Source organism: Pseudocolwellia agarivorans (assembly GCF_002000085.1).
Lineage (GTDB): Bacteria > Pseudomonadota > Gammaproteobacteria > Enterobacterales > Alteromonadaceae > Pseudocolwellia > Pseudocolwellia agarivorans.
The window spans coordinates 185,435-198,283 of the sequence record NZ_MUZU01000001.1 but is presented as its reverse complement, the minus strand read 5'-3'; the positions used below and the strand labels follow the sequence as shown (position 1 = coordinate 198,283).

12 protein-coding genes are annotated in these 12,849 nt (G+C 35.0%); 4 read left to right on the top strand and 8 right to left on the bottom strand.

Features of this window, described 5'->3' with window-relative positions; translation table 11 throughout:
• Nucleotides 1-2: 2 nt before the first annotated feature.
• Nucleotides 3-1,049, bottom strand: a complete 1,047-nt coding sequence (gene purM / locus B0X80_RS00805; RefSeq protein ID WP_077337950.1) for a phosphoribosylformylglycinamidine cyclo-ligase — start codon at nt 1,047-1,049, stop codon at nt 3-5.
• A 161-nt stretch (nt 1,050-1,210) separates the two neighbouring features.
• Here purM and B0X80_RS00800 point away from each other — a divergent pair, with 161 nt between their 5' ends.
• Both B0X80_RS00800 and hda read left to right on the top strand, forming a co-directional pair.
• On the top strand, nt 1,211-2,308 hold the full coding sequence (locus tag B0X80_RS00800) for a DUF2066 domain-containing protein (protein ID WP_077337949.1): 1,098 nt from the start codon (nt 1,211-1,213) through the stop codon (nt 2,306-2,308).
• Nucleotides 2,305-3,027, top strand: a complete 723-nt coding sequence (gene hda / locus B0X80_RS00795; RefSeq protein WP_077337948.1) for a DnaA regulatory inactivator Hda — start codon at nt 2,305-2,307, stop codon at nt 3,025-3,027. The genes B0X80_RS00800 and hda overlap by 4 nt, the downstream gene beginning before the upstream one ends.
• 88 nt (nt 3,028-3,115) lie before the next feature.
• Here the strand turns inward: hda and B0X80_RS00790 are convergent, their stop codons facing one another.
• The 4 genes from B0X80_RS00790 to bepA form a co-directional block, all read right to left on the bottom strand.
• Nucleotides 3,116-5,041, bottom strand: coding sequence for a hypothetical protein (locus tag B0X80_RS00790; RefSeq protein ID WP_077337947.1), 1,926 nt, complete (start codon nt 5,039-5,041; stop codon nt 3,116-3,118).
• A gap of 308 nt (nt 5,042-5,349) precedes the next feature.
• On the bottom strand, nt 5,350-5,745 hold the full coding sequence (locus B0X80_RS00780; RefSeq protein ID WP_077337945.1) for a DUF2069 domain-containing protein: 396 nt from the start codon (nt 5,743-5,745) through the stop codon (nt 5,350-5,352).
• A 14-nt stretch (nt 5,746-5,759) separates the two neighbouring features.
• Nucleotides 5,760-6,098, bottom strand: a complete 339-nt coding sequence (gene arsC, locus B0X80_RS00775) for an arsenate reductase (glutaredoxin) (protein ID WP_077337944.1) — start codon at nt 6,096-6,098, stop codon at nt 5,760-5,762.
• Nucleotides 6,099-6,134: 36 nt separating this feature from the next.
• Nucleotides 6,135-7,586, bottom strand: coding sequence for a beta-barrel assembly-enhancing protease (bepA, locus tag B0X80_RS00770; RefSeq protein WP_077338345.1), 1,452 nt, complete (start codon nt 7,584-7,586; stop codon nt 6,135-6,137).
• Between the two features lie 400 nt (nt 7,587-7,986).
• Between bepA and B0X80_RS00765 the strand changes: the two genes are divergently transcribed.
• Entirely contained in the window at nt 7,987-8,208 is a 222-nt protein-coding gene (locus B0X80_RS00765; protein WP_077337943.1) for a sulfurtransferase TusA family protein, read from the top strand.
• Between the two features lie 9 nt (nt 8,209-8,217).
• Nucleotides 8,218-9,291, top strand: coding sequence for an AI-2E family transporter (locus tag B0X80_RS00760; RefSeq protein ID WP_076418783.1), 1,074 nt, complete (start codon nt 8,218-8,220; stop codon nt 9,289-9,291).
• Between the two features lie 100 nt (nt 9,292-9,391).
• Here the strand turns inward: B0X80_RS00760 and B0X80_RS00755 are convergent, their stop codons facing one another.
• From B0X80_RS00755 to hflD, 3 genes are all read right to left on the bottom strand, one after another.
• Nucleotides 9,392-10,432: a Leu/Phe/Val dehydrogenase gene (locus B0X80_RS00755; protein ID WP_077337942.1), complete on the bottom strand. Its 1,041-nt coding sequence runs from the start codon at nt 10,430-10,432 to the stop codon at nt 9,392-9,394.
• Between the two features lie 363 nt (nt 10,433-10,795).
• Nucleotides 10,796-12,166 carry an adenylosuccinate lyase gene (gene purB / locus B0X80_RS00750; RefSeq protein ID WP_077337941.1) on the bottom strand — a complete coding sequence of 457 codons (1,371 nt, stop codon included), beginning with the start codon at nt 12,164-12,166 and terminating at the stop codon, nt 10,796-10,798.
• Between the two features lie 48 nt (nt 12,167-12,214).
• A complete protein-coding gene (gene hflD, locus B0X80_RS00745) occupies nt 12,215-12,832 on the bottom strand; it encodes a high frequency lysogenization protein HflD (protein ID WP_077337940.1) in 618 nt (205 codons plus the stop codon).
• Between the last annotated feature and the right edge of the window lie 17 nt (nt 12,833-12,849).

Here is a 12,849-nt window from a genome sequence, read left to right as displayed (position 1 = left end):
GATTAACCTTTATTAATAATAACTTGTTCTTCACCTGCTGGTAAATCGGATATTGCACCAATATGCCAAGCTTTTTCACCGTTATTGCTAAGTATTTCAATACTTTTTTCTAGCTCTTGTGCTGGAACAACAATGATCATACCTACGCCACAGTTGAATGTACGGTACATTTCGTGAGTCGTAATATTGCCTTTTTCTTGTAACCAGTTAAAAATTTCAGGCCATTCCCACGTACTTCCATCAACAACAGCTTGAGCATTTTCTGGTAAAACTCTAGGAATATTTTCCCAGAATCCACCACCAGTAATATGAGATAAAGCGTGAACATTGACTTCTTTAAGTAAGGCTAAAACAGATTTAACATAAATTTTAGTTGGTTCAATTAAATGGTCGCCAATTGACTTACCATTTAATAACTCGTTCGTATCTGTGTTGTTAACTTCTAATACTTTACGGATAAGTGAATAACCGTTTGAATGAGCTCCCGAAGAACCTAAAGCAATAAGTTGGTCGCCTGCAGTAACAGCACTACCATCTAATAAACGAGATTTTTCAGCTATACCTACACAAAAGCCAGCAATATCGTAATCACCTGCGTGATACATACCAGGCATTTCAGCCGTTTCTCCGCCAACTAGAGCACATCCAGATAAAACACAGCCATCAGCAATACCTGAAACAACCGCAGATGCTACGTCTACATCTAATTTGTCGGTTGCATAGTAATCTAAGAAAAATAGTGGTTCAGCACCTTGAACAATCAGATCGTTCACACACATAGCAACCAGGTCAACACCCACAGTATCGTGTTTCTTTAAATCAATCGCTAAACGTAATTTAGTACCAACACCGTCTGTGCCAGCAACCATTACAGGCTCTTTGTAACCTGTAGGAATTTGACATACAGAGCCAAATCCGCCTAAGCCACCCATAACTTCTGGGCGGGTAGTGCGTTTAACTGCACCTTTGATATTTTCAACAAGCGCGTTACCTGCATCAATATCAACGCCAGCATCTTTATAGCTTAGGGATTGTTTTTGTTCACTCACAGTGGGGACCTCAATAAAATTACTAATGGGATGTTAATGGCGCATATTCTACCAGCGCTAACGCTTGGTTAAAATCTTTATAATAAATTATTTTAATATGTGACTAAATTTATCAAGTATATGTTAATATTTTCACAATTATTCTTTTAATTTATTTTTATATGTTTAGATATTGGATTGTTTTTACTCTTCTTTTTTCATGGAATTCAGCTTTTGCCGTTGAAGTCAGTGATCTTTATACGGCTAAAGTTGCACTTAATTCCCAAACACAACGCGATCAAAGTAGTGCTTTGAAGGCTGCACTAAAGGCTGTTTTAGTAAAAATAGCGGGTGATGAGCAAGTATTATCGAATGCTTTTATTAAAAATGAAGTTCAACATTACTCTAAATATTTAACTCAATTTAATTATCTTACGGATAATGGCGTAAATAATTTAGTAGCTTCTTTTGATGAAAACAAAATTAATCAGTTATTTTTTCAAGAAAACCTTCCTTTATGGGGCAAACTTCGTCCTTTAGTTTTATTTTGGGTAGTCACAGAAGATGGATTAAAACGCCGTATTATTTCAGAAACGGATGAATCACCCTTGCACGATGAAATTTCGGCGCTTGCAACACAAAAAGGTTTACCTGTTATTTTACCTTTGATGGATTTAACCGATACGCAAAATATTCAAATACCTGACTTATGGGGACGTTTTATTGACCCGATAAAGCTAGCTTCACAACGCTATGCCCCTGAAAGTGTTGTTATTATTAGAGTGTCTAAAAACGCTATATTTACGGCGGATGAAGAACCTACTACTGATTGTAATTTATTATGTAAACAGTCAGCAATATCAATTGATTGGCATATTGTAACGACTCAAAGTGACAAAGTGGAGACGGGTAATCAATATAAGGGAGTTGATGAACTTGTATTAATGAAAACCGTCATGTCTGATATTACTACACATATATCACAGCGATATTCCTTAACCACTGAAACAGACCACGATTTAATTATTGATGTAGCTAACATTGACTCGTTAGCTAAATATGTAGATGTAACACAATTTCTTGATAAGCTTTCAGTGATCAGCTCTTTTAAGTTAATTAAAGCGGAAGGCAATAATCGACGTTTTGAATTAACTCTTATGGGGTCGGCAGATACTTTATTTGCCTCTTTGAAATTAAATAATAAGTTGAAGCAGTATGTTGATCCTCTATCGGGTCAAAGTGCTGATGATATTCCTGTGTTTTTTTGGGGAACTGAGTGAAATATCCCTCTCAATTGAGTTTATCTGTTCAATTGCCTGACGATGAAACTTTTCAAAGTTTTCAAAGCCAGAACAATCATGCGGTTGTTATTCAGCTTCAACAATTTATTGATCTTGTTTTAAAGCAAGAAGCGCACCCTACGGCTTTGTATTTGTTTGGTATACAAGGTGTAGGCAAGTCACATTTATTACATGCTAGTTGTGCGTATGCAGAAGGGCTTGGTTTATCGTCATTGAGTTTATCTTTTAGTGAACTTGCTCAGCTTTCAATTGAAATGTTTGATGGTTTAGAACAAATAGATGTCATTTGTTTAGACGATATTCATTTAATTGCGGGTAATGATGAATTTGAACGAGCGGTATTTGATTTGTTTAATAGAGTGACTGAACAAGGAAAGTGCCTGATTATTTCAGGCGATCAAAATGTGAGCAACTTAAATATTCAGTTACCCGATTTACTATCAAGATTAAGTTGGGGGTTAACAGAACAAGTTAAACCTATTGACGATAATGAAAAAATATTGGCGCTTCAATATAGGGCAGAACAACGAGGCTTAATTTTAGCTAACGATTCAGCTAAGTTTTTGTTAACTCGCTTATCAAGAGAAATGAGTAATTTGATTAATGCGTTAGATGAGTTAGATAAAGCGTCGATTAGAGAACAACGAAAAATAACCATTCCTTTTATTAAAGAAATATTTCATCATATATCGTCTTAATTTTTAACTAATTACTACATATACCCGTGACCATTCAATATTTACTCTGAAATACGCATCTTGAGCGGTAACGGGTATATAAGCTATCTTATTTTGTAGGCATTGCCTTTTCTTCAAACAATAAACGGAACTCGTTTATTGGTCGATTTTGGTTAGCTGCTCTTGTTTGAGACGATACTTGTGCTTTGGCCAAAGACTTGGGTGCGGAACTTGGGCTAATATCTAAGTTATCAATCCAAGATTTTCCCGATGCCATAGCAATAGGTGCTGGTAAATTATCTAGTATGGGGTGAAAGTCATTAAACTCAGGCAATATACGCTCAACAACAAATGCTACTCTCGGTTTAATATTTTCATCGCTAATGCGTCCACGTTGTCCCCACTCAACAATATAATCACTAGCGGAGCCGCCCGCATTGACTTGATTAGTAATAGCAACATCTCGATCAATGTTGTATCGAGCTTTCATCATAAAACCATCGAATAGCATAGCGTAATCTTCTCTGATACTTGAATAGTTATAGTATTGAGGAGCTACTTCAGGAGAAAAAAAGTGAGCAATATCTTGTGGTGTATAGGATTTTTGAGTTGGGGTAGCTGAAGCACCATGAAAACTTACTTGGGCTAACGCTCGCATTTCATTACCATTTAAAGGATGCATTTGGCTCAGAATATCAGATTGTATTGGGCTGGTAATGGCTGCGTTTATTCTTTTGCTTTTATCTAAAGTAAACCAACGACTTTTCGGGAAAAAGTCATTGGCATGAGCAAGTTCATGATACATAAGCCCAATCGCACGATAAACCCCATCGTCAATATTGCGAGATCTTCTTGTATCTTCAGAAATATAAGTACTTAAATAATCGTTATTTCGAACATATCGCCAAGGTATATCAAACTGTAAATCGTTACCAAAGCTTGCACGGTAATCAGGAGCTTCATTTAGCGTATCTCGTTCTTCTGGAGTTAGCCAAAAATTATCGGGATCTAAATAAATAGCGCCCGTTGCTCCCCAATAAAAAGAAGGTCTTATATCGTAAGAAATAACGATAGCGGTTGTTGCTCTAAGCATATTCTTAAGATCGTTATGTATATCGTATTGCTCTAAAAATGTTTTAAATCGATCGCCCATCCATTGATGAGAAACCACAACTCTATCCATTATGTCATCAATGCTTGGCGTTACTGTATCGTGAGCTATTAAAGGTAATTTATTGAGCGTGCAATTGCTGTTAATGGTGATGTTATTGTTATATACACAATCTACTAAGCTATTTTTATAAGGAGAATCTGGGTTGTATGCAAAAGTGTCACTGACTCTTTCATCAAAAAGAGCGTTGTTGTTAATTTCGTTTTTATTCTCAATTAATACGGCTACAGTATCTCTATATATCGTATTAGTATTTGTTGCTGTTACTTCAAAAGTAACAAAACTGTCTTGCTCAACATTAGGTGCATTAAAAAATATAGCTGTTTTACCTGATGTATTAGTATCAGTTAAAGTAACTTGAGGCCCAGATGTTTGTTTCCAACTAATGGTATTGATAGGTAAATTAGAAGCTAGGCTGGTGCGTAATGAAACTTTATTACCTTCTGATACTACATGACCTAATCGTGCTGAAATACTCGAAACGCTATCTGTTACATCTAGTTCGTGTGTAAGGGTTTCAGTGTTGCCATTTTCAGTAGTAAAAGAAGCTTCAAATACATAATTACCAGAAGATGTTGGTGTAAATGCAATCCCTTTACTATTAGGTGTAAGAAAAGTAACCGGTTCGCCAGATAATTGATTCCATTGAATATTATTGATCTCTGTTTGAGGGTAATATAAAAATAATTCAACGGCTTGGTTAATCGCAACGTTGTCATCAAAAGCATTAATGGCATTTTTTACGACTTGTTTTATAGGTAAAGGCTCTGGAGGGGGAGTGATTGGAGTTTCTTTATTTGAAGTACTGCCTCCTCCACATGCTGCTAATAATAAAGTGGAAATACTTAATAATACTAATTTCATAACACGTCCTGTTTTGTTATATACCCGTTATCATTCAAAATGCAGGTTTCAGTGGGAACTAAAAACAATTTAGGCACAGATTTTACATTCCAAACAAAATCTAAGTATATACACCCATGTAGGAACCTGACTAAAGTTAATAAGCCCCATAAATTTTTTAGACCCATAGAAGAAGCGCTTGAGCAAAATAACTTCATCAACAGTGCCTTTTATAAGGGAACGAGCATTATGACAAACCACTGCCTTGAATTGATATCGCTCAAGCACTCTGAAATAGCCTCTTGATTGGTAACGGGTATAATCGTTGTTTATTTTACTTTCTTTTCTCTGATACTTAGACCTAACTCTTGTCCTTTAAATTTCGCATAATAAGTACCACCTATAAACATTAATGTTGCAAAGCTTAGTTCTATTAATGCCCATACAGTATCTTGGGAAGATACCCATAAAGTTGTTAATGAATGTAAAAAATAAAGCATTACTACAAAATTTGACCATGCATAAGTGTATGGATTACCTTGCAATAAACCTTTTAATGGAAAAATTAAAGGCAGGGTGAAAAATACTAAAGATAGTGTTGGAGATAGTCCATTTGATGGATTAAGTATAAGAAGCCATAAAGGCATGAAAAAGAGTAATCCGAAGTAGCCTGTAAGTGCTATTTTTTTTAATGTACTTGTTGAAAAGGTTGATGCATTTATCATTAATGTTTACTCAATTAAAACAAAGTTAATACGTTTTCAGGAGGCCTACCTATAACAGCAGTATTACCATTGGTAACTATTGGTCTTTCGATTAATTTAGGTGTATTTACCATAGCGGCAATAAGTACTTCGTTACTTGCATCTTTTAAATTTTGCTCTTTAAATTCAGCCTCTTTTGTTCTCATCATTTCAATAGGAGAAATGTTTAATAAACCTAATAGCTCGTTAATTTTAGTTTCGTTTAATGGTGTTTTTAAATATTCAACCACAGTAACATCTTGATTGTTTTCTTCTAATAACTGTAGTGTTTGTCTGCTTTTTGAACATCTAGGGTTGTGGTAAATTGTTAGCATAGTTTACTCTTTAACATTATTTTAAAAGTTGAATGGTTATAATCGCTGCAGTTTTTCTTCATGCGCTCTTAGTTGCAGTATTCTGGCCTTTAGCCTTTTAATAAACAAGGGGGAATCACTTGAAAATTTAATTGCTGTTTGTAGTTCGTCTATAGCTTTAGGGTAAATACCCAAAAGGGCAAAAACTTCAGCTTGGGAAGCGTGCATTAACCCTATTTTTTTTTGTTTTCTGTATATTGTAGTTAATAGATCGTTAGCAATAAAATGCTCAGGTTGTGTGATCAAAAAATCTTGTAACATTGCACTTGCTTGCTCTAATTCGTTTGCTTCTTGTAAAACATTAGCGTAATTAAGCGCTACTATTTGATTATTTGGCATAAGCAAGTTTAGTCGTTTGAGAAGCGCTATTGCTTTATCAAATTCCTTAGTGGCTATATAAACATCGGAAATAGCATCAGCGTAAAATAAATTATTTGGATCGTTTTTAATTAATTTTTCTAAAATTTCTCGAGCTTGTTGAGGCGATTCATTTTCAAAATAGGAAAGGGCTAAGCCATATAATGCAGCTTCTTTAATTTCATATCGTTCATGTTTTAATAAACCTTCAAACATACCAATATTTGCTTTGGCGTTACGCTCATAGCGAGCAGATATTCGTGCCTTTGTTAATTCAAAAGATAAGCTAGGTTTAATATGAACAACAGGATAATTTTGAGCTCTAATACGAGCGTCAGAAATACGAGAGTCAGGTAATGGATGTGTTAAAAGCATTGCAGGTGGCTTGCTAATATATCTGAATTTTTCAGCCATTTTACCAAAAAAATTGGGCGCCCCAGTAGGATCAAAACCACTGTTAGCAAGTAAAGCAATACCTACTCGGTCAGCCTCTTTTTCATTACCACGCGTATAATTAATACTTGCTTGTTGGCTGGCCGCCATTGAAGTGCTAAGTGCAGCCATACCTAAATTAGGGTTAATAAGTGCTAGTAATATACTGCTGGCAATACCCGCCATTGAAAGGGGCTGGCTTCTACTTTGGGCTTCAAGCCTTCTCGCTAAATGTCTTTGCGTTACGTGTGAAATTTCATGCGCAATAACAGAAGCTAACTCACTTTCATTTTCTGCGGTAGTAATTAAGCCGCTATGTATACCTATATGTCCACCAAAAAATGCAAAGGCATTGAGCTCTTTTGAGTTAACAATAAAAAAATCAAATGCATAATTTACATCATGAGCGTTTTTAACCAGTAAATTACCTAAGCTATTGATGTATTCATTTAAAACAGGATCATGTAATAAAGGCTGTGATGCACGTACTTGTTTCATCATGGCATTGCCAATAAATTGCTCTTTATCTATTGATAAAGCACTAAAACCAGCAGCACCAATTTCAGGAAGCTTATTTTTGTTATTTTTTGCAATGGTCGAAGAGCAAACAAGTGCTAATGATATTCCCACTGAAATAAGTAATCTTTTTGTTTTTAACATAGTGATAATTAAATTTTTTGATTTAACATGTTTAAGTTTAAAATAAACGCTAAAAATCAATAACCTCTAGTGATTTACGGGGATGATAAGCTATGTCTGCTTTTAGGATACTAATAATATCAAAATAATAGTAAACCTGTTGATGTTATTTATAGCTTGTTTATGCGTAACGAGTCTTAATATTTATACATATTGTAATGTTTAATAGACCTTGTAAATGAGCATTTTGTTACATTTCATTCGTCGTTATTTTTTTTCATTTAAAAGCGCGTTATTATCATTATTTGTATATCCGCTAGGTGGTATATATGTTAACTTTTGCACATGTTTTTTTTAATGATTCTCTCTTTATTTAAGAGAAGAGTGTAAACAAAATTATAAAAGGTGTTAGTTAACGTTCATGCTACACGAATATGATGCAACAAATGATAAGTGTCCACTTCCTTTAGTAAAAATGCGTGTAATTTTGAAAAAAATGCAAGCTAATGATAAGTGTTCGATTAGTATTGCTGATAAAGGTTCAAAAAATGATATCCCTAAGTATTTATCAAAAGCGGGATATCCATTCTCTAGTACAACACTTGATAATGGTGTTGTCGAATTACTGATAGAAAACAGGTAAGTTTTATTTATGGTTCAGCTTTTTACAAACTGGTATAAACGCCACTTTTCAGATCCAAGTGCTATCGCACTATTAATACTGTTAGTGTGTATATTTTTATTCGTTTATTTTTTTAGCCAGCTACTTATGCCTGTTTTTGTGGCAATAGCTATTGCATTTTTATTAGATCTACCGGTAAATAAACTTCAAAAAATTGGTGGCTCGCGAACTGGCTCTGTAACTATAGTTGTATGTGGTTTTGTCAGTTTTACTTTAGTGACTATGTTGGGTTTAGTGCCTGTAATGTGGCAACAAACGAGTAATTTAGTGCAAGAAGTACCTCATATGTTGTCTGAAGGGCAAACCTATTTATTAACATTGCCTGATAAATATCCTGAGATTGTAACACCGGATCAAATTGAAAGTATGATCAAAATGGTGAATGAAAAATTAATAGAGTGGGGCAAACTTATTTTAAAAGCTTCGTTAAATTCTATTTCTGATTTAGTCGCTTTGATGATTTACCTTATTTTAGTGCCTTTAATGGTATTTTTCTTTTTGAAAGATAAAAAGGCCTTATTATTAAGCTTAACTAAGTTTCTTCCTAAAGAAAGAAGAATGGCGTTACAAGTGGGTAATGAAATGAATCAACAAATCATGAATTACATTCGCGGTAAAGTGATTGAAATTTTGATTATTGGAATTGCTTCAACAGTAGCTTTTATCGCACTAGGACTTAACTATGCGGTATTGCTTGGTGTATTAGTGGGGCTGTCTGTTTTAGTACCATTTGTGGGGGCAACGATTGTAACACTACCAGTTATATTAGTTGCCTTATTTCAATTTGGTGTGACAGCCGAGTTTGGGTATGTCATGTTAGCTTACGGGATAATTCAAATATTAGATGGTAATTTATTAGTGCCTCTATTGTTCTCCGAAGCGGTTAACTTGCACCCTGTAACCATTATTATTGCGGTGATATTTTTTGGCGGTTTGTGGGGTTTTTGGGGAGTGTTTTTTGCTATACCTTTAGCGACTTTAGTTAAAGCTATTTTAAATGCTTGGTCTTCTACTACACAGTCAGAATCGATAACGCAGACTTAACTTATCATTTTATTCAAAGTAACCTTTAGTCGTTTTATATTTATTAAAGGTTACTTTTATATGATTCTTCGCTTTTAAATTGATTTAATTTGAATTCGAGTTATGTAGCTTTTCCTATAATTTTTCTAGCCATTTCATCTGCTATTTCACCGGTTGGACGATTTTCTTTCGCTGAATTTTCAAATACACTCATTAGTGTTTGATAAATATTATGCACTAATATCATGGCTTGAGCTGGATCGTAGGCTTCAGGGTATATTTCAAGTGCTACGTTAATAATACCTCCGGCATTAATGACATAATCAGGCGCATATAAAATGCCTTTTTCGTGCAACAACTTACCATGACGACTTGCTGCTAATTGATTGTTAGCACAACCTGCAACAACAACAGCTTTTAGTTGGTTAATAGTGTTATCGTTAATAGATGCGCCTAAAGCACAAGGTGAAAATACATCAACATCTTGCTTGTATATATCGTCTAAGCTTACGACTTTTGCACCTAATTCACTTTTGGCTTTATTTAATATATCTTGATTAATATCGGTAACAATTAATTTTGCTCCTGCTTTATGTAGTTTCTCACAAAGGGAGTAACCCACAGATCCTAAACCTTGAACAGCAACAGAAATGCCTTCTAAAGAATCTAGATTTAATCTATGTTTAACAGCTGCTTTTATACCTAAAAATGTACCTAAAGCCGTAAAAGGACCAGGGTTACCACTTTTCCCTTCTAAACCAGATACAAAGTCGGTAACTTGATTCACAACAGCCATATCAGCGGTGGTTATGTTTACGTCTTCTGCGGTGTAGTAGCGCCCACCTAAGTTATTCACCGCTTTGCCAAATGCTTTAAATAAAGCGTCTGATTTTAAGTTTTTAGGATTACCAATAATAACCGCTTTACCACCACCAAGTTTCAAACCCGCCATGGCATTTTTATAAGTCATTCCTTTTGATAAACGTAATGCATCGGTTATAGCATCTTCTTCGTTTGAGTAATCCCAAAATCTACATCCACCTGCGGAAGGGCCTAAGTTAGTATTATGTATTGCTATGATTGCTTTTAAGCCTGATTCTTCATCGCTACAAAAAACCACTTGTTCGTGATCATCAAAATCAACTAAGTTAAAAACGGACACTCGTATACTCTCCAATAAAGCAAAATAGTTGTTAGCAACTTAGTGAATTTAACACCAATATTATTTATGAGTATTGGCTATAAACTTAAGTTGAATAATTTAAATATGTGCCTGAAGATCAATTTTATATATCGATATTCTGAAGCATTTTTGCAAGATATCATTAAGTTTAAAGGGGTTCTAATTTTGCTGAAAATAGTTTGGATTATTTTCGTCAATTTATAGTTACAGGCGAATTATTGTTGGGATTTGAAAGATGCGCGGTATAAAGTTTCGAGAGGTGGGGGGTATTCGTTTTTAGTGAATATGCCCGTTACCGATATATATCTTAATTGGTAACGGGTAAATTCTAAATTGACTAAATTAGTCGAGTTCAGCAATAAAGCTTATTGCGCGGCCAATGTAAGACGCAGGAGTCATAAGTGCTAATTCATCTTTAGCTGATTGAGGCATGTCTAATGTTGCAATAAATTCACGCATAGAATCAGCATTAACACGTTTTCCACGCGTTAATTCTTTTAGTTTTTCATATGGCTTTTCAATGCCGTAACGACGCATAACCGTTTGAATAGGTTCAGCTAAAACTTCCCAGTTTTTATCTAACTCGTCTAATAATGCTTGCTCATTAACTTGTAACTTGCTGATGCCTTTTAAGGTAGCACCGTAAGCTATTAATGCATGACCAAAACCAACACCTAAGTTACGTAAAACTGTAGAGTCAGTTAAGTCACGTTGCCAGCGAGAAACTGGTAATTTTTGTGCTAAATGACCAAAGATAGCATTAGCAATACCTAAGTTACCTTCAGAGTTTTCAAAATCAATTGGGTTAACTTTATGTGGCATGGTTGAAGAGCCAATTTCGCCTGCAATTGTTTTTTGTTTGAAGTGACCAAGTGCAATGTAACCCCAAACGTCACGATCGAAATCGATTAATATAGTGTTAAATCTTGCTACTGCGTCAAATAATTCTGCAATATAATCATGCGGTTCAATTTGTGTGGTAAACGCATTCCAAGTTAGGCCTAACGAGGTAACAAATTCGTTTGAAAACTTGTGCCAATCAACTTCTGGGTAAGCAGAGATGTGGGCATTGTAGTTACCCACAGCACCGTTAATTTTACCTAACATTTCAACTGCCGCAATTTGGTCGCGTTGACGTTTTAAACGTACGTAAACGTTGGCCATTTCTTTACCCATAGTACTAGGTGAAGCAGGTTGACCGTGTGTACGACACATCATTGGCATTGTTTGGTATTCAACAGCTAATGCTTTTATTTCTGCTAAAATTTCATCAATTACAGGTAGTAATACTGTCGTACGACATTCCGTTAACATTAACCCATGAGATAAGTTGTTAATGTCTTCAGAAGTACAAGCAAAATGAATAAACTCTGTAACCGCATTTAATTCAGCGTTATCAGCTATTTTATCTTTCAAGAAGTACTCAACCGCTTTAACGTCGTGATTAGTTGTCGCTTCAATTTTTTTTATGCTTAGTGCATCTTCTTCACTAAAGTTTTCAACAATAGCATTTAATACGGCATTTGCTTCGCTGCTAAAAGCTGGAACTTCAGCTATTTCAGAGGTTTCTGCTAATTTTTGTAACCAACGTACTTCAACGGTTACGCGGTATTTTATTAAACCAAACTCACTGAATATAGGGCGTAAGGCTTTAGTTTTGCTGCCATAACGGCCATCAACTGGTGATATAGCACTTAATGCTGAAAGTTCCATGATATTTCCCAAATTAAAATTAAATAATATGTTTTAAAAACAAGAGCATTAAGCTATTTGTTTTAGTAATGATTCTGCACATTCCACTATTTTTGAACGAGCAAATAAAATATTTCGACGTTTACCGCCAACTTGTCTCCAAAGTACCGCTGAACGTATACCCGCTAATAATAAAGCTCTAATTTTATGTTGATTAGTTGGTTGCTTTAAAATAGTGGGATCACCCGCTACTTGAATGGGTGAACCTAATGGACTAATTAAGTCGCTATATATACTGGCAATACTAGAAATCAGGGTTTCACTGTTTATGTCATAGTGAGCAAGTTGTCGTTCACACTGTTCTATTCTTTCGCCAAGTAAAACCATTTGCTTATTACGCTTACTTAAACGACGTTCTAACCCTAATAAACTCACTACATAACGAGTGAGTTCAGGATCTTTATTTTTTGACTGGTTACCTAAATGCTGAATTAATGTTTCAAGACCCACTTTTAAGTTTGCAATATCGTTTCCGTAGACATCTAACGTGCTTGTAGGAGATGTGTTCATAATGCTGTTAAGCAATACGGTTAATTCTGCATCGTCTATTTGGCCTGAACGAGATAGTTTTTGAACCCAGTAGGCGACTTGGCAGATGGCTGCTAATGTGAGCGTTTGTTCTTTCATTATAAATTCTATACTTT

Coding starts and splice junctions, on each gene's coding strand:
- B0X80_RS00800 (WP_077337949.1), top strand. CDS start 1,211: ATGTTTAGATATTGGATTGTTTTTACTCTTCTTTTTTCATGGAATTCA.
- B0X80_RS00790 (WP_077337947.1), bottom strand. CDS start 5,041: ATGAAATTAGTATTATTAAGTATTTCCACTTTATTATTAGCAGCATGT.
- B0X80_RS00780 (WP_077337945.1), bottom strand. CDS start 5,745: ATGATAAATGCATCAACCTTTTCAACAAGTACATTAAAAAAAATAGCA.
- arsC (WP_077337944.1), bottom strand. CDS start 6,098: ATGCTAACAATTTACCACAACCCTAGATGTTCAAAAAGCAGACAAACA.
- bepA (WP_077338345.1), bottom strand. CDS start 7,586: ATGTTAAAAACAAAAAGATTACTTATTTCAGTGGGAATATCATTAGCA.
- B0X80_RS00765 (WP_077337943.1), top strand. CDS start 7,987: ATGCTACACGAATATGATGCAACAAATGATAAGTGTCCACTTCCTTTA.
- B0X80_RS00760 (WP_076418783.1), top strand. CDS start 8,218: ATGGTTCAGCTTTTTACAAACTGGTATAAACGCCACTTTTCAGATCCA.
- purB (WP_077337941.1), bottom strand. CDS start 12,166: ATGGAACTTTCAGCATTAAGTGCTATATCACCAGTTGATGGCCGTTAT.
- hflD (WP_077337940.1), bottom strand. CDS start 12,832: ATGAAAGAACAAACGCTCACATTAGCAGCCATCTGCCAAGTCGCCTAC.